Genomic DNA, 21,606 nt, shown 5'->3' with positions numbered 1-21,606 from the left:
ATATAACGCGTTTAGGCGGCGAGCTGTTCTTCATCCGCCATAGCCTTGCGCTTGCGCAGGATTTTCATTGTGAGCAATCCGGCTGGTACAGCCAGCGCGACGATGCCGAAGACGATCCAGAACACATCACCAAGACCGCCATAGCCTTTGATAAGCTGGCTCAAAGGTTCCCAGCAAAAACGGATCGCGACCACCCACAAAAGTGCGGCAAGATACAGGGCGACCTTATTTTCCAACACGATCCCCAGTCCGGCCAACCCCCCGCTATCAACGCCGGATTTTCCACCAGAGGCGGTATGGAAACGCTCCAGTTCCGCTTCGGCTTCTTTTTGGCCGGATTGGGCCTGATCCAATTCGCGGCGCAGACGAACCAGTTCGCGTGCATTGCTGGCATATTCGCCCGCTTGCGCTTTGGATGCCGCGGTCAACTCGCCAAGCTCGGCTTCCATTGCTGCGCGTTTGGCGCGTTCGCGGGCCAATTGCTGGCTAGTGTCCGGGGTCGCGCTTTCAATCAGGCGGTCGATGACGCTACCCGCGAGAGGATCGGCTGGATAGCGGCTCAGCCAAGCTTTCCAGTCATCGCTGCTGCCCTTTTCCCGAAGCCGCGCATATTCGGCAAGGCCGGGGCGATCCAAAAGCTCGCCAATGCGGTTGAGGATATTGAGCCAGACGAGATTATCTGTGCCCTCTGCGCCTTCCTCCAATATTTCCGCCTGAACCGACCGGAATTCCAAAGGAAGCTGACAAGCGCGCAGTTGAACCGCAATTAATCCGCTGCGTTCTTTGCCGGTGCGCGCTTCATTACGAACCCAGTCGGACTCAACCGACTCTTCGGTCCACAGCACCAGCAGAGCTTTGGCTGCCGCTATCTCGCGTTCAATTTCCCGGTCAAAAGAGGAACCGGCACCAATGCCGGCATCAAACCAGACGCTGACCTTCAGCGCCTCCAGATGGTCTCGAATGGCAGTACAGCGGGCCCGGTCATTGCGCGAGTAGCTGATGAAAATGTCTGCCATATCCGTCCCTTATCCCATTTTTATAAGCCGCTTTATAGTCTGACAATGATTGCAGAACAAGGCCGGAGCAACACATGCATCAAAAATGTGACGGGGACTAGTCATGTAAAATCACAGGCCCACAGCGCCCTTCTCCTTGACCTGTTTTCAATCTTCTCTATTTTAGAACAAATCATGAACATTATCGATTCGAACATATTGGAGAAATTTGGCGCGGAAAAGTCGCGCATGTTGGCCAATGGGACGGCCAAGCATTTCACTTTCGGTGATACAGCCATTGATGCCGCGCTATGCGGAGAGACATATAATCCCGGCCTGCCACTGGCGCAGCTTCATGAAATCCATACGGCCGAACCTGAAGACAGCAGCAGCGCCGCCGCGCTAACCCTGCTCTTGGCCGCGCGCGCGCGAATGGCAGCAGACACGCCGGAGCAGCCCATTGCATGGGTGCGGGATTGTGGGGAGGCGCGGCGACAGGGACGGCTTTACCCGCCCGGTCTGGTCGAATTGGGGATTAATCCCGATCATATATTATACATTGATGCCGCCGATAGCATCGCTGTGCTGCGCGCCGCCGCTGATGCGGTACGCTGCGCGCCCATAGGGGCAGTGATTGTCGAACTGGCGGGTAAGAACCCCAAAGGGCTTGACCTAACCGCGACGCGGCGCCTGTCGCTGTCTGCAAAAAAATCCGGCGTGACGGCCTTCATGCTCCGCAGCAAGGCCGCCCCTATGCCCAGCGCCGCCTATAGCCGCTGGCAGGTCGCCGCCGCTCCGTCAAAAGCGCTTGCGGCCAATGCGGTCGGCCATCCTGTTTTTGACATTATATTAATGCGCCATCGCGGCGGATTGGATGGCCTGAACGCCCGTTTGGAGTGGAACCGTGAAACAAGAAGCTTTCAGGAAGCGCCGGATACTAGCGTTGTTCCTGCCCTATCTGGAATCAGAACGGATCGCGAAAAAATACGCGCACGCGCCTGACGCGCCGCTGACCGCGCCTTTTGCCCTGATCGAAAAGGTAAAGGGGGCGATGGTGTTAATGGCGGTGGACCGGGAGGCGGCGCATCTGGGCCTTGGTCCCGGCATGAAGCTGGCCGATGCACGGGCACGCGTGCCTGATCTGAAGGTTTTCGATCATGATATGCTGGCCGATGCTGCTTTGCTCAACCAATTGGCCGATGCCTGTTTGCGCTACACCCCGATGGTGTCGGCCTGCCCGCCCAACACATTGCTCCTCGACATTAGCGGCTGCACCCATTTCTTCGCTTCTGAAAACGCACTAGCCGAAGATGCAGAAGACCGGTTTGATCAAACTGGATATAGCCTGTCATGGGCTTTGGCCGGAACGCCCGACGCAGCCATCGCGCTGGCCCATCATGGCTTACGGGAAGGCGCGGAGGCGCAGCTACCTATCTCTGCCCTTGCGATGGATGACAAAACCCACCGCGCGCTGGAACGGGCGGGGCTTTATCATATCGGTGATCTGGCCGAACGGCCACGCGCTGCTCTGGTCACGCGGTTCGGATTGTTGCTGGCCGTGCGGCTCGACCGGATCATGGGGGTGGAAGACCGCCCGATCGACCCGATCCGCAAGCTCGCCAATGTCACCACCGAACGCCGTTTTGCCGAACCGCTCACCCATATTGATTTCGCCATAAGCTGTCTGGAAGAGCTTTTTGTCGAAGCGGCCCGCCAACTTGAAGAACGCGGCCAAGGCGCACGCATGATCCGCATGATGCTGTTCCGCTGTGACGGAAATATAGCGCGGCTGGCGATCGAAACCGCGCCCGCGACCCGTGATGCCGCTTTGTTCAAACGTCTGCTCAAGGAACGGATAGAGGCGCTGAATGATCCGCTGAACCCCGGCTTTGGTTATGATCTGATCCGACTATCCATTGTCGCCACGGATGCTTTGGAGATCGAACAATATCGACTGGAAGGCGGGGAAGACAAGCAGGGCAATCAGGCCGCATTGGTCAGCCAGCTCAGTGTTCGGCTCGGACGCGCACAGGTGCAGCATTTCATGCCCGCGGACAGCCATATTCCCGAACAGGGCCTGCTCGCCCTACCCGCTTTGGATAGCGGCCCGCCCAAGGCGTGGGACATGCCCAAGGCGGGAGAGCCGCCGATGCGGCCCTTGCATATGTTTGATCCGCCGCAACACATAAAGGTGCTCGCCGAAGTGCCCGATGGCCCGCCCTATCGCTTTACATGGCGGCGCAAAACCCACCGGGTCAGCCGCTATGAAGGGCCGGAACGCATCGCATCGGAATGGTGGCAAAGGCGCGATGGCCAACAGGCCGGAAAAGGCGGACTGACCCGTGACTATTACCGCGTCGAGGATATTCGCGGGCGGCGATACTGGCTGTTCCGGCACGGCCTTTATGGAATGGAAAAAACCAATCCGGACTGGTATATCCACGGCCTGTTCGCGTGACTGGCCCGTCCAAACCACTCTTTGCCGAGCTTTGTGCCGCCAGCCATTATAGTTTCTTGCGCGGGGCCTCCTCGCCTGCCGCTATGGTTACACAGGCAATGCTGCTTGATATGACCGGCATGGGGATTGCCGACAGGAACAGCGTCGCCGGCGTCGTCCGCGCCCATGCGGCCCTGCGAACGGCTTATCAAGAAGCTGCGGAGGAAGGCCTCACCCTACCTGATTTCAAACTAATCGTCGGTGCGCGGCTGGTCTTTGCCGATGAAACACCGGATATCATCGCTTATCCGATGACCCGCACCGGCTGGGGTCGGCTGACACGGCTGCTCTCCACCGGCAATTTACGCGCCGAAAAAGGCGACTGTTTTTTATATGAAGCGGACCTGTTTGAGTGGGTGGGTGAGATGGCGCTCATAGCCTTCCCCAAACAGGTAAAACCGGATGATCCGGAAGCAAAAGATTTCTGGTCGCACCTGCGCGCGCGCATCCCGCACCTGTGGATCGGGGCGACCATGCCGCGCGCGGGATGCGACAAGCGCCGGTTAAGCGAGCTGCAAGCACTTTCGCAAGCCACCGGCATCCCGTTGCTCGCCACCAATGACCCGCTTTATGCAACGCCGCAACAACGCCCGCTCCATGACATTATCACCTGCATCGCGGAAAAAACAACCATCGTCAAAGCGGGCCGCCTGCTCACCGCCAATGCCGAACGGCACCTGAAAAGCCCGCAAGAAATGGCGAGACTCTTTGCCGACTGTCCGAAAGCGATAACTGAAACCCAAAAACTACTGGAATGCATTAATTTCACACTGGATGAGCTCAGCTATCATTATCCCGATGAGCCGGTACCCAAGGGCTGGACGCCGCAGGACTGGCTGGAACATCTCAGCTGGAGCGCAGCGCAGGAACAACATCCTGACGGCATTCCAGACATGCTCCGGTCAAAGGTCGAAGAGGAACTGCGCCTGATCGAGAAGATGGAATATGCCCCCTATTTCCTGACTGTGCACGACATTGTGAAATATGCGCGGTCCCAAGGCATATTATGTCAGGGCCGCGGGTCTGCGGCCAATAGCGCTGTCTGTTTCCTGCTCGGCGTCACCTCGGTTGATCCGATGAAACATGATCTGCTGTTTTCACGCTTCATATCGGAGGAACGCAAGGAACCGCCCGATATTGATGTCGATTTTGAACATGAGCGCCGCGAAGAGGTGATCCAATATATTTACAACCGCTATGGCCGCCACCGCGCCGGTATTGCCGCGACGGTCATCCACTACCGCTCCCGCAGCGCGATCCGCGAAGTGGGCAAGGCATTGGGCCTGTCCGAAGATATAACCGCGCGGCTGTCGAGTACCGTGTGGGGCAGCTATTCCAGCAAGACCCCCGATAGCCGGTTCAAGGAAACCGGCCTCGATCCCGATAGTCCTGACATCATGCGGCTCGGCGACCTTGTCCGTGACATCCTGCAATTCCCTCGGCATTTGTCCCAGCATGTCGGCGGTTTTGTCCTTACTCAGGACCGGCTTGATGAAACCGTACCTATCCATAATGCCGCAATGGAGGACCGCACGTTTATCGAGTGGGACAAGGATGATATTGATGCTCTCGGCCTGATGAAGGTCGATATATTGGCACTCGGCATGTTGAGTTGTATCCGCAAATCCTTTGACCTGATGCGCGATCACGGCCTTGGCGATTATGCGCTCGCCACCGTACCGTCAGAAGATTCTGCAACCTATGATATGCTGTGCAAGGGCGATAGCATCGGTGTGTTTCAGGTCGAAAGCCGCGCGCAGATCAACATGTTGCCGCGCCTGCGTCCGCGCAAATTTTATGATCTGGTTATTCAGGTGGCCATTGTCCGGCCCGGCCCGATTGAGGGCGATATGGTCCATCCCTATTTGCGCCGGCGATCGGGCGTCGAACCGATTACGCTTCCCTCTCCCCAGCCGCCGCATGATCCTGATGAACTGCAATCGGTGCTCGGCAAGACCTGCGGCATCCCCCTGTTTCAGGAACAGGCGATGAAGCTGGCGATTGTTGCAGCGGATTTTTCTCCCATTGATGCGAACAAGCTGCGCCGCGCCATGGCGACTTTTCGCAATGTCGGGACGATCCACCATTTTGAACAGAAGATGGTCGAAGGCATGGTGGCCCGCGGCTATGAACGCGAATTTGCCGAGCGCTGCTATAAACAGATACAGGGATTTGGCAGCTATGGTTTCCCCGAAAGCCATGCCCAGTCCTTCGCCATATTGGTGTACATCAGCTCATGGATTAAATGCCATCATCCGGCGGTCTTTGCCGCCGCCTTACTCAATTCCCAGCCGATGGGATTTTATGCCCCCGCCCAGATTGTCCGCGATGCCCGTGAACATGGGGTGGAAGTAAGCGGTGTCGATATCAATCACAGTGAATGGGATAATAGTCTGGAGGATGTGGCAAGCGGCGATCATCCACACGCCCTGCGCATTGGTTTGCGCCAAATTGATGGCTTCCGTGAAGAGTGGGCAGAGTTCATGGCTGCAGCCCGCCCCTTCCGGTCCATTGAGCAACTGGCCCATCAGGCCAATCTCCCTGCCCGCGCCTTGCGCTTGCTTGCCGATGCCGATGCCTGCCGTTCCATCGGCCTCGACCGGCGGCAGGCGCTTTGGGAGGTGCGGCGCACGCCGTCTAATGTCCTGCCCTTGTTCGAAGCCGCACAGGCCAGAGAGCAAGCCGAGGAAGAAGACGCCCACCTGCCCATCATGACCCCAAGCGAACATGTCGTCACCGATTATCAGAGCATCAGACTATCCCTCAAAGGCCATCCAATGGAATTTCTGCGCGACCGGTTCCGGGCCATGAACGTGCTGAGCTGCGCCGATATAGCCAAAGCCAAAAACGGAAGTTTCGCCCGCGTGGCTGGCGTCGTCCTGATCCGCCAGCGGCCCGGCAAGGGCAATGCGATTTTCATCACACTGGAGGATGAGACCGGCATATCCAACCTGTTGCTATGGGCCAGCCGGTTTGAAGCCATGCGCCGACCGGTCATGGCGGCGCGGCTGATGCTGGCCTCTGGCGCAATCCAGCATAGTAAGGAAGGCGTGACCCATTTGATGGTCAGCCGGGTCGAGGATTGCACCCATATGCTCGATAATATCGCCATTCGCGAAGAGACACCCATAGACCTAGCCTATGGTGATGAAGTCCGTCGCCCCAAATATGAAAAAGAGGACCGGCAAGCAGAACGCCATGAACCGGGAACCGGAGAGGCACCGGTTAAATATCCGCCTATTAAATTTAACCGGGGCGGCCATCCGCGCAATGTCAGGATATTGCCAAAATCGCGTGATTTCCATTAAGCGAAAACAGTAAAATGAGCGGCAAAAAACCGCTGTCGTACTCGTTAAATACCAAAGCGCTAAATACGCGAATCCGATAAGCTGCCTCTAACCTCAGATGAATTTCCGTTGCTTTTCAATTGGCCGCAAGGCTTATTCCGCTTGCCGCTTAATTCTGGAATGTTGCCCAATAACCTCCATCTTTTAATCAGGCAGGGGGTTAATAATGGAGTTGAGTAAGATGAAAAAACTACCCATGATTATAACTGCCTTTGGTGCTGCAACGTTAATTGCAGCCCCTAGTTTTGCACAGGATGCAAGTCCTGAAGAAGAAGCAACAGAAACGGCGCCCGCCCCAGAAGCAGCGCCTGCGACTATCGATACTGATGGCGATGGCACCATGGATGCCTGGGACCAACGCGGCGATGGTAAACCGGATAGCTGGGATACCGATGCCGATGGTGCACCCGATGCTTTTGACCAGGATGGTGACGGCGCGCCCGATCCCAAATAAGTAATGCATGAACGGCCTATCCAGCCGTAGCTGTACCTAGGGGTCCGGCTAACGTGCGCGGCCAACCTGAGCCCCCTTTCCCTTAACTGCTCGGTTGGCCGCCACCTATTTCTCACAAAGGAAGATAGCTCATGAAAAATCTATTCAAACCAGCATTGGTTTTGACACCCGCGATATTTGCCCTCGCCGCTTGCGATACTCCGCCAGCGGAAGACCCAACCGCCGATACCATGGAAACGGAAGGCGAACTGGTTGAAAATCCGCTTGAAACTGGACCAATGGATGAAGCTTTGCCAACTGAAGGCGGCCTTGAAGGCGGAGCAATTTCCTCCGATGAAATCGGACCGGAAACCGACAAAGCTCGCCCGCCAACCGGCGAAAAAAGCATGATGGACGAAAATAACGAAACGCCCGATGCAACCGGAAATGAAACAACGTCGGAATAAGCCTGACAATCAAGCTCCGTGGGCGTCCTTTCACGTCACTTGCTTTGGCCTATTCCTCAAAAATGAAACGATAATTCTGCATAAAAAATCTGATGGGAACCTAAAACGCGTTGATAAGTTATTACTATATCAACAACGGTTACGGAGAGACTCTATGTTACGATATGCGATCATATTTCTTGTTATTGCGATAATCGCTGCCGCACTCGGCTTAGGCGGAGTTGCCGGTTTTGCTATGTATTTGGCCTATGGTGCCGCAGTTATTTTTGTAATTTTGCTCGTTCTGCATCTGGTTGGCGTTAACACCAGAGTTTAGCCATACGGGTATGAAAGCAGATATCTAAACCAATAAGCCACAAAAACGGCCCGGGATTTGATCCCCGGGCCGCTTTTCATTTCGTCTGTAATCTAACGATTAGCCAAACTGGTTCATCGTATTGTCGCCGCCGCCAGCTTTCAAGGCTGCGTCGCCAGCAAAATATTCTTTATGGTCATCACCAATGTCGGAACCAGCCATATTCTGGTGCTTTACGCAGGCAATGCCTTGGCGAATTTCCTGACGCTGGACGTTGAGAACATAACCCAACATGCCTTGTTCACCGAAATATTCCTTGGCAAGATTATCGGTCGATAGAGCCGCCGTGTGATAGGTTGGCAACGTGATCAGGTGGTGGAAGATACCAGCCCGTTTCGCGCCATCAGCCTGAAACGTCCGGATACGTTCATCCGCATCAACCGCCAATTCAGTCGCATCATATTCCACGCTCATTAGGCCTGCACGGTCATAAGCAGAAACGTCTTTGCCTTCTGCTGCCCACGCATCATAAACCTGCTGACGGAAGTTCAGCGTCCAGTTGAATGACGGCGAGTTGTTATAAACCAGCTTCGCATTCGGCATGACTTCACGGATCCGGTCAACCATGCTGGCGATTTGCTCAACATGTGGTTTTTCGGTTTCGATCCACAAAAGATCGGCGCCATGTTGCAAGGATGTAATGCAATCGAGAACACAGCGATCTTCACCGGTTCCTGCGCGGAACTGGAAGAGATTGCTTGGCAGACGTTTGGGACGCATCATTTTGCCATCGCGGTTCAATATGACATCGCCATTGCGCGCTGTTGCCGGATCAATTTCTTCGCAATCCAGAAAGCTGTTATATTTGTCACCAAGATCACCCGGCTCATTGCTCACCGCAATCTGCTTGGTGAGGCCAGCGCCCAAAGAGTCGGTACGAGTAACAATGATGCCGTCTTCAACGCCCAGTTCCAGAAACGCATAACGACATGCGCGAACCTTCGCGAGGAAGTCTTCATGCGGCACGGTAACTTTGCCATCCTGGTGACCACATTGCTTTTCGTCAGAAACCTGGTTTTCGATTTGCAGGGCGCAGGCACCCGCTTCGATCATCTTCTTGGCGAGCAAATAAGTTGCTTCTGCATTACCAAAGCCAGCGTCGATATCAGCGATAATCGGAACAACATGGGTCTGGTGATTTTCAACTTCATTCATCAACCGCTTTTCAGTGACCATGTCACCAGCTTCGCGGGCCGCATCAATATCGCGGAATAAGCCGCCTAGTTCACGGGCATCGGCCTGACGCAAGAACGTATATAGTTCTTCGATCAGCGCGGGCACGGATGTTTTTTCATGCATGGACTGATCCGGCAATGGACCGAAGTCAGAACGCAGAGCAGCAACCATCCAGCCTGACAGATAGAGATAACGGCGTTTCGTGCTACCGAAATGCTTTTTGATCGAGATCATCTTCTGCTGGCCGATAAATCCGTGCCAGCAACCCAAAGACTGCGTGTAGTTGGCTGAATCAGCATCATAAGCAGCCATATCTTCGCGCATGATAGCAGCGGTATATTTGGCAATTTCAAGGCCGGTATGGAAACGGTTTTGCAAACGCATCCGGGCAACGGCTTCGGCGTCAATGCCGTCCCATGTTCCGTTTTGCTTTTGGATCAGCGCGTTCGTCTGATTGATATGATCTTGATATGACATTGTCATGTTCCTTTAATTTGTCTGTATTTAGGCTTGTTTCAGCGAATCAACTTTGAAACTCATGCCCTTGCATAGGCCGCAAACGGCCCCGACCGAAGCGCTGCGAAGTTTAACTGTAACGCTTTACAAATATTTCGTGTATAGTTGTAAGGATATGACAAACAATGAGAGTCGCCAGATGCTAAAGTTCCGAAATGTCGAGTGAACGCCCCGTATATATGGGGCCCCGCCTCAAAAGGCTGCGCCGCGACCTTGGCCTGACGCAGGCAGATATGGCGGCTGATCTCGAAATATCGGCCTCTTATGTCGCCCTTCTAGAGCGCAATCAGCGGCCTTTTACAGCCGATATGCTGCTGCGTCTCGCGCGCACCTATAAAATTGATATGGCCGAACTGGCCGGTGATGGCGGCGAAGAATATACTGCGCGGTTAGAATCAGTGCTGAAAGATCCGATGTTTGCGGATATCGACTTTCCACAATTCGACACAGCGGATGTAGCAACCAGCTATCCTGGCTTTACCGAGGCGATGCTGCGCCTCTACACCGCCTATCGCGAGGAACAATTGGCGCTGGCCGACAAAGATACCGGCCAGCACGGAGACACGGGCAGCGGCAATCCCGACGCCGCCGATCCGGTCGCACAGGCCCGCCGGTTTCTCGCCGCGCGCCGCAATAGCTTTTCCAATATTGATGATGCTGCAGAGCGCCTCGCTGAAACGATCAAGGGCCAACAAAGCATGATCGCGCATTTACAAGACAAGCACGGCCTGCAGGTCCGCCGCCTGCCTTCTGACGTGATGATGGGCGCGACCCGCCGGCTCGACCGCCACCGCCGCCAGATATTGCTGGACGACCAGTTGGACCATGCTAGTCAAATGTTCCAATTGGCACTGCAACTTTCCTATCTGGAACTGAATGACGAAATTAATGCAGTGCTGAAAGACGGCAGCTTCACCACCGAAAGCGGCGAACGGCTGACCCGCCGTGCCCTCACCAGCTATGCAGCAGCGGCCTTGCTCATGCCCTATTCGGCTTTCGCAAAAGCCGTGGAAACGCGCCATTATGATGTCGAAGCACTGTCGCGCCAGTTCGGCACCAGTTTCGAACAAACCGCCCACCGCCTCACCACGCTTCAAAAAGCGGGGCAAGAACGGGTGCCGTTTTTCTTCATTCGCGTGGACCCGGCAGGCAATGTTTCCAAACGGCTCGACGGCGCTGGATTTCCCTTTGCGCGTCATGGCGGTGCCTGTCCCTTATGGTCGGTACATCAAGCTTTCCGGACGCCGCGCGAAGTTATCACCCAATGGCTGGAATTACCGGATGGAGAGCGCTTCTTCTCCATCGCCCGAACCGTGACGGCAGGGGGCGGAGAATTCGGCACACAGCGTGTCGAGCGCGCGATTGCTCTGGGCTGCGCAGAGGAACATGCCGCTCGCCTGATCTACACACGCGAGCGGCCGGATATTAGCCCCGAAAAAGCCACACCCATAGGTGTCACCTGCCGCCTATGCCACCGCACTGACTGCAGAGCGCGATCCGCGCCGCCTATAGGCCGCCAGATATTATCGGACGATAATCGCCAATCCAATACGCCCTTTGGATTTTCGCATAGCTGAGCGGCTGGATTAATCCGCGAACGGATCCGTAACCAAAATCGTATCTTCGCGTTCAGGGCTGGTTGACACCAACGCCACGGGGCATTGGATCAGCTCTTCTACGCGTTTGATATATTTGATCGCCTGAGCAGGAAGATCGGCCCAACTGCGCGCGCCTGCGGTCGATTCGCTCCAACCGGGCATGCTTTCATATATCGGCTTCACCGCTTCCTGATCCTGATGATGCGGCGGCAGATAATCATAGGTCACGCCGTTCAGGTCATAGCCGACACAGATTTTCAGTTCTTCAAAGCCATCGAGTACATCCAGCTTGGTCAGTGCAATTCCAGCAACACCGGATACCGCCAAGGCCTGACGCACCAGCACGGCATCAAACCAACCGCAACGCCGTTGCCGACCGGTCACAGTGCCAAATTCATGGCCGCGTTCGCCCAGACGCTGACCGACTTCATCGCTCAGCTCGGTCGGAAACGGCCCCGAACCCACGCGTGTCGTATAGGCTTTGACAATCCCCAAAACATAACCGGTCCCAGAAGGACCGATGCCGGAACCACCGGCGGCTGTTCCCGAAATAGTGTTGGAACTGGTCACAAACGGATAGGTGCCGTGATCGACATCAAGCAACACGCCCTGCGCGCCTTCGAACAGGATACGGTCACCCCGCTTGCGCGCTTCGTTTAAACGCTTCCACACAGGCTGCGCATATTGCAGGACAGAATCCGCAATCTCGCGCAGGTCCGCAAGCAAACGCTCCCGATCGACCGGCGCTTCACCGAAACCGGCGCGCAGCGCATCATGGTGTGCGCATAGCCGGTCCAATTGTGGTCCCAGATCATCGAGATGGGCCAAATCACAAACCCGGATGGCGCGGCGGCCTACTTTATCTTCATAAGCAGGACCGATGCCACGCCGGGTCGTGCCAATCTTGCCCTCGCCGCTGGCATCTTCACGCAGCGCGTCAAGGTCGCGGTGAATAGGCAAAATCAATGGGCATGTTTCGGCAATGCCAAAATTATCCGCATTGATGGTGACGCCTTGCTTGCTCAGCTTTGCAATTTCTTCGCGCAGATGCCAAGGATCAAGCACAACGCCATTGCCGATGATCGACAATGCGCCGCGCACAATACCGGAAGGCAGCAAGGACAGCTTATAAACCTCCCCATCAACAACCAATGTATGACCGGCATTATGACCACCCTGAAAACGGACGACGACATCGGCGCGTTCCGACAGCCAATCGACAATTTTGCCTTTACCTTCATCGCCCCACTGGGCACCGATCACAGTTACATTGGCCAAGGTTTCGCCTTTCAAATAGTCTATTATCAAACGAGCACTGCCTAGTCGCGCAAACAGGATTCGTCCAGCGATACAATTTGCGACAATTTCTCCCCTTGTGAGATGCGTTTTCCGATCATAATCTGCGGTCACAAATGACAGATTTGAAGGAGCCGATATGCGCAAATATCTAGTCTTTTCGGCCGCTAGTATAGCGCTCGCGTCAATGATTTCGGTCGCAGCACAGGCCCGGCTGGATCGCAGTTGCCGACAAGAAATCGTCTCCATGTGCGGCATGAACCGCGACGCCATCCGCGCCTGTATTAAAGAGAAGCGGGACCAACTGTCAGATAATTGCACAACGCAGTTACGCGAAAATATCAGAGAACGGGCTGGTCGCAACCAGGCCAAAGAAGACACCATATCCGATGTTGCCGCCAATGGAGAGCTTATATCTTATGGCGCAGACCCGCTTCAAAAACTGCGTTTCTATCGTGCAGCAAAAGCAGATGCACCGCTGATCATTTTCATCCATGGCGGCGGCTGGAAAAGGGGCGATATGGACAATGCAACCGGTTCAGATAAAGTCTCACATTATCTGTCCGAAGGCTTTGCTTTTGCTACCATAAATTACAGGCTGGTTCCGCAATCCACGGTGGAAGATCAGGCCGCCGATATTGCCGCTGCTACCGCTGCCTTGCAAGATAGGATGCAAAAACTGGGTAGTGGTCCCAGACATATCTTTCTAATGGGCCATAGTGCCGGTGCACATCTCGCGGCATTGACCGCAACGGACCTATCCTATTTCCGCAAAGCAGGCGTAAATCCGGCAGCATTGCGCGGAGTTATATTGCTTGATGGCGCAGCCTATGACGTGCCGACGCAATTGGTCACAGGCAACCGGATCATGCAAAGCACCTATAAGCAAGCTTTCGGCAGCGACGCTCAACGGCAAAAATCATTGTCACCGACCTATCATGCGGCAACGCCCAATGCGGCCGCCTTCATGATCCTGCATATTGATCGTAAGGATGCGAAACAACAGTCTGACAAACTAGCAGAAAATCTCTTAAAAAACGGCACGTCAGTAGCTGTTCGGGCCATATCGGGGAAAGGCATGACTGGCCATAGGGAGATAAACCACAATCTGGGCAAGGCCGACTATCCGGCCACGACCATTGTCGATTCTTGGCTGGCGGAGCAACTCCGCTAATATCTAGAGCCGCTAATATTTAAAGCGGCTTGGCTTCACCATCGGCCCAGATATGGGAGCAACCCAGCGCCTTCGCATCATCCTTTTTGGATAAGGCGGCAACGGTCCGCCATCCGTCCGCGCGCAATTTCTCACCCGCTTCGGTTGCGGAATCCATTGGCAAGAAAACCGTAGGCTTTGGCTTTGCGCCCAATCCGGCTTGTATTAGCGGACTGGGATAGAGCGAAAATCCGACGGCTGTTTCCGGGACATCATGGGAGGATGCAATCTCGTAACTTCCGCCACGACCCAAGGCCCCGATAAAACCATCTGCATAAAGCGTGAAACCTAACCAGCTTTGATATTCAAAGCCATGGCGTTCGGTCGGATCAAGAGTCAAATTGGCCTGACCGTTAATGCTTTCAGCGATCTTGGCGATGCCGTCGAGACGGGAGGTCAACAAATTCTCGCTGTCAAATTCCCGCAACCGCTTCATGGCTTCGTCAAACGGACCGGTTGCTTCAATGAGCGGCAGATATCCGGTTGCGCCCATGGCTGCCAATCCGCCAGCGTCCTTCATGTCCAGCTCGTTACGGACTTCCGCAATCTGGGCTTCATTCAGCGGCAATGGCCCTGCTGCCAAAATGTTGATCAAGTCCGGCAATGTGAAATCGACGGTAATACCAGTCACACCCGCCCTGCCCAATGCTTCTATCGCGACCGCCACAATCTCACTCGCCGCCGCAACACTGTCGGTGCCGATCAACTCTGCGCCAATTTGCAAGCGGCTGCGTTCGGGATGCAATTGGCCGGAACGCAATTTCAAAACCTGCCCCGAATAGCTGAGGCGCAAAGGCCGCGTGGCTTCCGACAGGCTAGTGGAGGCGATCCGTCCGATTTGCATGGTAACATCGGGGCGCAGCGCCAATGTCCGTTGTGAAATCGGATCGACAAAGCGCATTAAATCGCTTTTTGCCGATCCGTTCATCCGGCCGGTGACGACATCTTCATATTCAACCAAAGGCGGTGACACCCGCGCATAACCATGGCTAGCGAGCGTATCGAGTACGTCGCGCTCCAGCCGTGACCCCGCCTCGGCATAAGGCGGCAAGGAATCATGAAAGCCTTCAGGCAGCAAGTTGGACAGCTTTTGCATAGACTTTCGCCTCCCTTAGACTTTCGCCTCAATAGCCTAAGCACGCGCTGAGGCCACCGCTTTTTTGGTCGTCGTTTAGAAGCGCAGAGCTTTCACGGTTTTCACGCCTTCAAGCTTACACACGTCCCATAATACAGGTTCTTCGACCGGCGAATCGATCGAGAGCAGCAATACAGCCTCTCCGCCCGGTGCATCGGCGCGGCGGCCAAGATGGAACGTCCCGATATTAACGCCAGCTTCACCCAATGTAGAACCGACACGGCCGATAAATCCAGGCTGATCCTGATTGACGATATAAAGCATGTCGCCTTCGAGATCGGCCTCAACCTTGATACCGAACATTTCCACCAGACGCGGACCGGAAGAACCGAACAACGTACCGGCTACGGATTTCTCCCCTTCGTCGGTAGTCACGGATACGCGGACCAATGTGTGATAATCGCCTTCGCGGTCATGGCGTATTTCACGGACATCAAGACCGCGTTCTTTTGCCAGATAAGGCGCGTTCACCATGTTCACGGTATCGCTATAAACACCCATTAATCCGGCCAGCACAGCAGCGGTAATCGGTTTAGGATCAAGCTCTGCCGCAGCGCCTTCAACCTCTACCGCAACGCCCTTAATTTCGTCGCCGGCAAGCTGACCCACCAAAGAACCAAGCTGCGTCGCCAACGCCATATAGGGGCGCAGTTTCGGTGCTTGCTCTGCCGACAGGCTCGGCATGTTCAGCGCGTTGCTGACGCCGCCGTTGACAAGATAATCGGCCATTTGCTCGGCCACCTGAATGGCAACATTAACCTGTGCTTCGCCAGTTGAAGCGCCCAGATGCGGGGTGCAGATCAGGTTGGGCGTTCCGAAAAGCGCATTTTCCTTGGCTGGTTCTTGCGCATAAACATCAAGAGCTGCGCCTGCCACTTGACCGGATTCCAAAGCCTCTTTCAAAGCGACTTCGTCAATTAATCCGCCGCGTGCACAGTTGATGATTCGCACGCCGGGTTTGGTTTTCGCGATCGCTTCTGCCGATAAGATATTGCGTGTCTGATCGGTCAGCGGCGTATGCATGGTGATGAAATCAGCGCGTTCGAGCAGCTCGTCCAGTGTCACTTTTTCCACGCCCATTTCAATCGCGCGCTCAGCGGTCAGGAACGGGTCATAAGCGACAACCTTCATCCGCAAGCCAATCGCGCGTTCGGCCACAATCGAACCAATATTACCCGCACCAATTAAACCCAGTGTCTTGCTGGTCAGCTCGACGCCCATGAATTTGGATTTTTCCCATTTGCCGGCCTGTGTGGAGGCATCGGCAGAAGGAAGCTGACGGGCTAGCGCGAACATTAGCGCAATGGCGTGTTCTGCGGTTGTAATGCTGTTACCAAACGGGGTATTCATGACCACTACGCCTTTGGCAGAAGCAGCCGGAATATCGACATTATCCACACCGATACCGGCGCGGCCAACGACTTTCAAATTGGTTGCGGCCGCCAATATTTCAGGGGTAACCGTGGTCGATGAACGGATCGCAAGGCCGTCATATTCACCGATAATTTTCATCAATTCTTCGGGTGTCTGTCCAGTGATTTCGTCCACTTCGACACCGCGCTCGCGGAAAATTTCGGCGGCTTTAGGGTCCATTTTGTCGGAAATTAATACTTTTGGCATTTTCAATATCCTTATTGAGCATGTTTCCCCGCCTCAGCGAGGAACAATCTCCCGATATTCGATTTTCATGATGCGGGAGATGCGCCCCTGCCGCAGCAGGGGCGTAACTGTTTAAATCTCGGCTTTAACCTGCGCAAAAGCCCATTCAATCCAGGGCAGCAGGCGGCGAACATCTTCTTCTTCTACGGTCGAACCGCACCAGATCCGCAAAGATGGCGGAGCATCGCGATAGCCGTTGAAATCATAAGCAACGTCCATCTTTTCGAGCATGCCAGCAATTTTCTTGGGCACGGAAGCCTGTTGCTCTGCATCAAGGCCTTCATACCAATCGCCCTGAAACATCATGCAGACGCCGGTATTGGTCCATTTTGCAGGATCGCCAACCATATTGCGCATCCAAGGCGTCGCTTCAATCCAGTCATGGACGATCTTGGCATTACGGTCTGCCCGTGCGAGCAACTCTTTCGAGCCGCCAATGGATTTTGCCCATTCGAGCGCCGCGATATAATCTTCCGTTGCCAGCAACGACGGCGTGTTGATCGTCGCACCTTCGAAAATCGCTAGGTTGAGTTTATCACCCTTTTTCACGCGGAATATCTTAGGCAGCGGCCAGCTGGGGCTATAGCTTTCGATCCGTTCGACAGCGCGCGGGCTGAGGATCAGCATGCCGTGAGCAGCTTCCGATCCCATGACTTTCTGCCAGCTAAATGTTGTCGCGTCGAGCTTTGACCAATCCATTGCCTGCGCAAATACAGCGCTAGTCGCATCGTTGATGGTCACGCCATCGCGGTCAGCGGCAATCCAGTCGGTATTAGGAATTCTTGCGCCTGATGTCGTGCCGTTCCAGGTAAAGACAATATCATCACCCTTATCGATCTGTGTCAGATCAGGAATTTCGCCATAATCGGCTTCAAGAACGGACAAATTTGCAGGCTTAAGCTGCTTTACAGCATCCTGAATCCAGACATTACCGAAGCTTTCCCAAGCAGCAACGGTAACCGGACGGGCGCCAAGCATATTCCACATGGCCAATTCAACCGCGCCGGTATCGGAGCCGGGAACAATACCAATTAAATAATCATCGGGGATACCGAGCAGCTCACGACTAAGGTCAATAGCATATTTCAGCCGTGCCTTACCCGTAGCAGAACGGTGGGAGCGGCCCATGGCCACAGTATTGATTTTATCGAGAGACCAGCCAGGAAATTTGGCTGTTGGGCCCGAAGAAAAATTCGGGCAATTAGGACGCAACGTAGGTTGCGGAACAGTAGTATCAGTCATGTACGCTTCTCCTTACAGAGAGCTCGCGCGGCGTTGGGACCGCGTGGCCCGGCGCCGCAATGTATGTTGGAACGCACCAAGTCAAGCGCCAAATATATTGGTCTCCCAAAAAACAAAAAGGACCCGCTAGTTTTTGAAAAAACATGATAAACAGCTTGTCGCAAAGATTGTCCAACCTGACGCAAAAAAGGCTATTGTCTATATTCTTCAGGTGAAATTTAGGAAAACTCTGTCAAGCGCATGCTATGAATTTATTAATTGAAAAAACACCACTCGTGCGAAATTTCATCCTGCTAGGCATCTTGTCACTGGCGCTCAGCGCATGCGGCATCTCCGGCGGGAAGCGACCGTCAACTGGTAGCGGGAAAATTGACCCTAGCCCCAATGCCAAACAATGTTTTAGCGAGATGCGCCGCGCCGGTGTCGAGTTTTCCCCCTTACCCAATCAGAATTTCAGCGGCGGATGTAACCAGATAGATGCAATTAAAATGTTGGATGTGGGTCGCGGCACCGATGTAACAAATCTTGGTCCGGTAAAATGCGCCTTAGCGAATAAATTTGCGGCATGGACCGAATATGCCGTCAAACGGGCCGCACGCCAATATTTGAGAAGCGAATTGGTGCGGATCGAGACGATGGGCAGCTATAGCTGTCGCAACATTGCAGGTTCCGGGCGTCTGTCCGAACATAGTCGAGCCAATGCCATCGATGTATCCGGCTTTGTCTTGGCCGATGGTCGGCACATCTCGGTGACAAAAAACTGGAATAGCGGGCGACAAGAAATGCAGTTTTTACGCGCCATTCATCAAAGCGCCTGTCGGAGATTCGGCACGGTTTTAGGTCCAGACTATAATGCCGATCACTACAACCATTTCCATTTTGACATGAGTGGCAACGGCTATTGTCGCTGAACGAAACATACGAAATATTAGGGTCACATCGTTAAGTGCATTGGCAAGTCACATTCCTGTGCTCTAGGATAAACATATGACAAATAAAGATTTACATGATGGCCGCTTCTACCCTGCGAAACAGGAAGCTGATTTTGCCAAGAAGCAAGCTCTCAGCACACCGCAAACCGAAGACCCTGCTTATACCCTCGCATTTCAGGATAAAGAATTCCTGCTCCGCGAAGAATTGCGCCCGGTCCGGTTTCAACTCGAACTTCTCAAACCGGAAATGCTGCTCGACGAGGCCGGCATTGGTTCGACATTGGTAATGTATGGCTCAGCGCGCATACCAGAGCCTAGCAAGGCTGATGCACTGATTGCGGCGGCAACTGATGACGCTTCTTTAAAGACAGCCCAGCGGCTGAAAGAAAAATCAAAATATTATGACGAGGCTCGAAGATTGGGATATCTCGCCAGCGCCTGCGGAATCGCAGAAAATGGAAAGCGGGACTTTGTCGTTTGCTCCGGCGGCGGTCCTTCAATTATGGAAGCGGCCAATCGCGGAGCCAGCGATGCAGGCAAGGAATCAATCGGCCTCAACATCGTATTGCCGCATGAACAAGCGCCCAATGAATATGTGACGCCATCGCTGAGCTTTCAGTTTCATTATTTCGCGCTGCGCAAGATGCACTTCCTACTCCGCGCGCGCGCTGTTGCCGTTTTCCCCGGTGGATTCGGAACATTTGATGAATTTTTTGAACTGATAACGCTGGTTCAGACCGGCAAGATGGAGCCATTACCGATCATATTATTCGGCAAGGACTTCTGGAACCGCGTAATTAATTTTGAGGCCTTAGCGGAAGAAGGCACCATCAGCGCCAAGGATCTCGATCTATTCCAGTTTGTCGAGACCGCCGACGAAGCCTGGAAGATTATCCAGGACTTCTACGGCCTTGACTGCGGCTAACCGATAATCAGTTTATTCTGAATCGGCGGCTTTATCTGCTTCTACTGTTTCGTCCGCAACCTGTTCGGCTGCTGCATCTGCTTCAGCTTCGGCAGGTGCTTCGCCCTCAACAGCTTCGGCTGCTGCCGGCTCTGGCACGGCGGGGAGCGGCAGGTTTGAACCCTGCGTGTTCAAATAAGCGATCAAATTCGCGCGGTCTTCTGGTTTGCCCAGACCGGCGAAGGTCATTTTTGTGCCAGACGCATATTTACGCGGGCTGGTCAGCCATGCGTCCATTCCCGCCCAGTCCCAGTTTCCCGGAACAGCTTTTAGTGCGTCGGAATAAGCGAAACCGGCGACATGGCCATGCGGTTTGCCCAAGGCTCCCCATAAGTTCGGACCAATACCGTTGGCACCGCCCTGATTAACCGTATGGCAGGCGGCACATTTGCCAAATATTTTTTCGCCAGCCGCGACATCAGCGCTTGCGAGCAATGTTTCGAGCGCCGGACCACTGTCCGCACCTTCGGAGGATTCAACACCCTCAATAACAAATCCCATCGTCTCAGGGCGTTCATGTTTATCAGCGTGGAAATATTTTCCACTGATGATCGAAAAGCCGAGTGCCGCGATGCCGCCAGCCAGAACCCAGCCAGCAATGGTGTTGTTATTGTCCATCTTGTCTTAAATCCCCAAATTACGGGCAGGAACAGCCTGCCGGAACTTTGGAGCTTTCTCTAATAAGGGTCCCCGTTCAAAGCAAGGCCTCAATTGACTGTGGGGCAGTAATATTATTGCCGTTATTTTGCGATATACGATCAGGTCTTGCACAGCCGCCGTTTGTGCGGCAATCGCGGCCATCAAAGGGCGGGCGCATAAAGTAAGGATTCGACAACATCATGGACAGCTTTCCGCGAAACGCCATGGGAATGGTAAAAAAAATGGCGGAAACCGCCGCTGAAGCCCCCGCTCAGGCGATAGCGTTTCAGGGCGCACCCGGCGCCAATTCCCATATCGCAGCCTTGGAATATGCACCATATTGTCTGCCCTTGCCCTGTTTCTCTTTCGAAGATGCGCTTGATGCAGTAAAGCAAGGCACGGCGGGATCGGCTATCATCCCTATCGAAAACAGCCTGCATGGGCGGGTTGCCGATATTCATTTCCTGCTACCCGAATCGGGCCTGCATATTGTTGCCGAGCATTTCATGCGAATCCGCCATTGCCTGATGGCTAAAACTGCCGACGCAGAAATTAAAACAGCAATGAGCCATCCCCAAGCGCTGGGCCAGTGCCGCCATTATCTGCGGGCTAATGATATTATTCCGGTTGCCTATGCCGACACAGCCGCAGCAGCAGCCTATGTCGCACAGCATGATGACCCCCATGCGGCGGCCATCGCACCACAGCTGGCCGCAGAAATTTACGGGCTGCAACCGGTCGCCAATGCGATTGAGGATGCAGATCATAATATGACGCGTTTCGTCCTGCTCGCACCCGAAGCGACGATACCGGATGCCAATGGCGCTGATGAGTTTTGCGCCATGACCACCTTGATCTTTGAAGTGAAAAACGTCCCTGCAGCGCTTTACAAGGCGATGGGCGGCTTCGCGACCAACGGCGTCAATATGACCAAATTGGAAAGCTATCAGGAAGGCAGTAGCTTTTCAGCTTCTAAATTCTATGCTGATATCGAAGGCGCACCGGGTGATCCGGCGGTGGACCGGGCGTTGGAAGAATTACGCTTTCACTGCAACGATGTCCGCCTGCTCGGCACCTATAAGCAAGCAAGGCCGCGCACGGTCGGCGCGCAATAAAATTACGCAGCCGTGATCGCAAGATCG

Annotated in this window: 18 protein-coding genes; 11 read left to right on the top strand and 7 right to left on the bottom strand. The window is 54.4% G+C overall.

Annotated elements, in window-relative coordinates; genetic code table 11:
* Positions 1 to 11 precede the first annotated feature (11 nt).
* Positions 12 to 1,016 carry a toll/interleukin-1 receptor domain-containing protein gene (locus V7676_RS07530; RefSeq protein ID WP_335659075.1) on the bottom strand — a complete coding sequence of 335 codons (1,005 nt, stop codon included), beginning with the start codon at positions 1,014 to 1,016 and terminating at the stop codon, positions 12 to 14.
* A 174-nt stretch (positions 1,017 to 1,190) separates the two neighbouring features.
* Here V7676_RS07530 and V7676_RS07525 point away from each other — a divergent pair, with 174 nt between their 5' ends.
* The 6 genes from V7676_RS07525 (at position 1,191) to V7676_RS07500 (ending at position 8,055) form a co-directional block, all read left to right on the top strand.
* Complete coding sequence (locus tag V7676_RS07525) at positions 1,191 to 1,997, top strand: ImuA family protein (protein WP_335659074.1); 807 nt, start codon at positions 1,191 to 1,193, stop codon at positions 1,995 to 1,997.
* On the top strand, positions 1,900 to 3,453 hold the full coding sequence (locus V7676_RS07520; RefSeq protein WP_335659073.1) for a Y-family DNA polymerase: 1,554 nt from the start codon (positions 1,900 to 1,902) through the stop codon (positions 3,451 to 3,453). The genes V7676_RS07525 and V7676_RS07520 overlap by 98 nt, the downstream gene beginning before the upstream one ends.
* Positions 3,450 to 6,800 (top strand): error-prone DNA polymerase, encoded by a 3,351-nt coding sequence (locus V7676_RS07515; protein WP_335659072.1) that lies wholly within the window; start codon positions 3,450 to 3,452, stop codon positions 6,798 to 6,800. The genes V7676_RS07520 and V7676_RS07515 overlap by 4 nt, the downstream gene beginning before the upstream one ends.
* A 220-nt stretch (positions 6,801 to 7,020) precedes the next feature.
* Positions 7,021 to 7,293: a hypothetical protein gene (locus tag V7676_RS07510; protein ID WP_335659071.1), complete on the top strand. Its 273-nt coding sequence runs from the start codon at positions 7,021 to 7,023 to the stop codon at positions 7,291 to 7,293.
* A gap of 131 nt (positions 7,294 to 7,424) precedes the next feature.
* A complete protein-coding gene (locus V7676_RS07505; protein ID WP_335659070.1) occupies positions 7,425 to 7,739 on the top strand; it encodes a hypothetical protein in 315 nt (104 codons plus the stop codon).
* 154 nt (positions 7,740 to 7,893) lie between these two features.
* Complete coding sequence (locus V7676_RS07500; protein WP_335659069.1) at positions 7,894 to 8,055, top strand: DUF1328 domain-containing protein; 162 nt, start codon at positions 7,894 to 7,896, stop codon at positions 8,053 to 8,055.
* Positions 8,056 to 8,154: 99 nt separating this feature from the next.
* Here V7676_RS07500 and V7676_RS07495 read toward each other — a convergent pair whose 3' ends face one another.
* Positions 8,155 to 9,747 carry an isocitrate lyase gene (locus V7676_RS07495; protein ID WP_335659068.1) on the bottom strand — a complete coding sequence of 531 codons (1,593 nt, stop codon included), beginning with the start codon at positions 9,745 to 9,747 and terminating at the stop codon, positions 8,155 to 8,157.
* A 194-nt stretch (positions 9,748 to 9,941) separates the two neighbouring features.
* Here V7676_RS07495 and V7676_RS07490 point away from each other — a divergent pair, with 194 nt between their 5' ends.
* Positions 9,942 to 11,363, top strand: a complete 1,422-nt coding sequence (locus V7676_RS07490; protein ID WP_335659067.1) for a helix-turn-helix domain-containing protein — start codon at positions 9,942 to 9,944, stop codon at positions 11,361 to 11,363.
* A gap of 9 nt (positions 11,364 to 11,372) precedes the next feature.
* Here the strand turns inward: V7676_RS07490 and V7676_RS07485 are convergent, their stop codons facing one another.
* Positions 11,373 to 12,662 (bottom strand): adenylosuccinate synthase, encoded by a 1,290-nt coding sequence (locus V7676_RS07485; RefSeq protein ID WP_335659538.1) that lies wholly within the window; start codon positions 12,660 to 12,662, stop codon positions 11,373 to 11,375.
* A 157-nt stretch (positions 12,663 to 12,819) separates the two neighbouring features.
* Between V7676_RS07485 and V7676_RS07480 the strand changes: the two genes are divergently transcribed.
* Positions 12,820 to 13,854 carry an alpha/beta hydrolase gene (locus V7676_RS07480; protein ID WP_335659066.1) on the top strand — a complete coding sequence of 345 codons (1,035 nt, stop codon included), beginning with the start codon at positions 12,820 to 12,822 and terminating at the stop codon, positions 13,852 to 13,854.
* Positions 13,855 to 13,873: 19 nt separating this feature from the next.
* Here V7676_RS07480 and V7676_RS07475 read toward each other — a convergent pair whose 3' ends face one another.
* The 3 genes from V7676_RS07475 to V7676_RS07465 form a co-directional block, all read right to left on the bottom strand.
* Positions 13,874 to 14,989 (bottom strand): ATP phosphoribosyltransferase regulatory subunit, encoded by a 1,116-nt coding sequence (locus V7676_RS07475; protein ID WP_335659065.1) that lies wholly within the window; start codon positions 14,987 to 14,989, stop codon positions 13,874 to 13,876.
* 75 nt (positions 14,990 to 15,064) lie between these two features.
* On the bottom strand, positions 15,065 to 16,648 hold the full coding sequence (gene serA, locus V7676_RS07470; RefSeq protein ID WP_335659064.1) for a phosphoglycerate dehydrogenase: 1,584 nt from the start codon (positions 16,646 to 16,648) through the stop codon (positions 15,065 to 15,067).
* A 111-nt stretch (positions 16,649 to 16,759) separates the two neighbouring features.
* A complete protein-coding gene (locus tag V7676_RS07465) occupies positions 16,760 to 17,929 on the bottom strand; it encodes a phosphoserine transaminase (protein WP_335659063.1) in 1,170 nt (389 codons plus the stop codon).
* A gap of 245 nt (positions 17,930 to 18,174) precedes the next feature.
* Between V7676_RS07465 and V7676_RS07460 the strand changes: the two genes are divergently transcribed.
* Positions 18,175 to 18,840 carry an extensin-like domain-containing protein gene (locus V7676_RS07460; protein ID WP_335659062.1) on the top strand — a complete coding sequence of 222 codons (666 nt, stop codon included), beginning with the start codon at positions 18,175 to 18,177 and terminating at the stop codon, positions 18,838 to 18,840.
* A gap of 76 nt (positions 18,841 to 18,916) precedes the next feature.
* Positions 18,917 to 19,786, top strand: coding sequence for a TIGR00730 family Rossman fold protein (locus tag V7676_RS07455; protein WP_335659061.1), 870 nt, complete (start codon positions 18,917 to 18,919; stop codon positions 19,784 to 19,786).
* Between the two features lie 12 nt (positions 19,787 to 19,798).
* Here the strand turns inward: V7676_RS07455 and V7676_RS07450 are convergent, their stop codons facing one another.
* Positions 19,799 to 20,443, bottom strand: a complete 645-nt coding sequence (locus tag V7676_RS07450; RefSeq protein ID WP_335659060.1) for a c-type cytochrome — start codon at positions 20,441 to 20,443, stop codon at positions 19,799 to 19,801.
* A 221-nt stretch (positions 20,444 to 20,664) separates the two neighbouring features.
* Here V7676_RS07450 and V7676_RS07445 point away from each other — a divergent pair, with 221 nt between their 5' ends.
* Positions 20,665 to 21,579, top strand: coding sequence for a prephenate dehydratase (locus tag V7676_RS07445; protein ID WP_335659059.1), 915 nt, complete (start codon positions 20,665 to 20,667; stop codon positions 21,577 to 21,579).
* The last annotated feature ends 27 nt before the right edge of the window (positions 21,580 to 21,606 follow it).

The sequence above is a fragment of the Parasphingorhabdus sp. genome (genome assembly GCF_036963805.1).
Taxonomy (GTDB): domain Bacteria; phylum Pseudomonadota; class Alphaproteobacteria; order Sphingomonadales; family Sphingomonadaceae; genus Parasphingorhabdus.
Note: the sequence above shows the minus strand (reverse complement) of the source record. Positions and strands in the feature narration are given on the sequence as shown.

Excerpts from the sequence above, each read along its gene's own strand:
- V7676_RS07525 (WP_335659074.1), top strand. The coding sequence starts at position 1,191 with ATGAACATTATCGATTCGAACATATTGGAGAAATTTGGCGCGGAAAAG.
- V7676_RS07460 (WP_335659062.1), top strand. The coding sequence starts at position 18,175 with ATGAATTTATTAATTGAAAAAACACCACTCGTGCGAAATTTCATCCTG.
- V7676_RS07510 (WP_335659071.1), top strand. The coding sequence starts at position 7,021 with ATGAAAAAACTACCCATGATTATAACTGCCTTTGGTGCTGCAACGTTA.
- V7676_RS07505 (WP_335659070.1), top strand. The coding sequence starts at position 7,425 with ATGAAAAATCTATTCAAACCAGCATTGGTTTTGACACCCGCGATATTT.
- V7676_RS07480 (WP_335659066.1), top strand. The coding sequence starts at position 12,820 with ATGCGCAAATATCTAGTCTTTTCGGCCGCTAGTATAGCGCTCGCGTCA.
- serA (WP_335659064.1), bottom strand. The coding sequence starts at position 16,648 with ATGCCAAAAGTATTAATTTCCGACAAAATGGACCCTAAAGCCGCCGAA.
- V7676_RS07455 (WP_335659061.1), top strand. The coding sequence starts at position 18,917 with ATGACAAATAAAGATTTACATGATGGCCGCTTCTACCCTGCGAAACAG.
- V7676_RS07495 (WP_335659068.1), bottom strand. The coding sequence starts at position 9,747 with ATGTCATATCAAGATCATATCAATCAGACGAACGCGCTGATCCAAAAG.
- V7676_RS07490 (WP_335659067.1), top strand. The coding sequence starts at position 9,942 with ATGTCGAGTGAACGCCCCGTATATATGGGGCCCCGCCTCAAAAGGCTG.
- V7676_RS07445 (WP_335659059.1), top strand. The coding sequence starts at position 20,665 with ATGGACAGCTTTCCGCGAAACGCCATGGGAATGGTAAAAAAAATGGCG.
- V7676_RS07475 (WP_335659065.1), bottom strand. The coding sequence starts at position 14,989 with ATGCAAAAGCTGTCCAACTTGCTGCCTGAAGGCTTTCATGATTCCTTG.
- V7676_RS07465 (WP_335659063.1), bottom strand. The coding sequence starts at position 17,929 with ATGACTGATACTACTGTTCCGCAACCTACGTTGCGTCCTAATTGCCCG.
- V7676_RS07530 (WP_335659075.1), bottom strand. The coding sequence starts at position 1,016 with ATGGCAGACATTTTCATCAGCTACTCGCGCAATGACCGGGCCCGCTGT.
- V7676_RS07500 (WP_335659069.1), top strand. The coding sequence starts at position 7,894 with ATGTTACGATATGCGATCATATTTCTTGTTATTGCGATAATCGCTGCC.
- V7676_RS07450 (WP_335659060.1), bottom strand. The coding sequence starts at position 20,443 with ATGGACAATAACAACACCATTGCTGGCTGGGTTCTGGCTGGCGGCATC.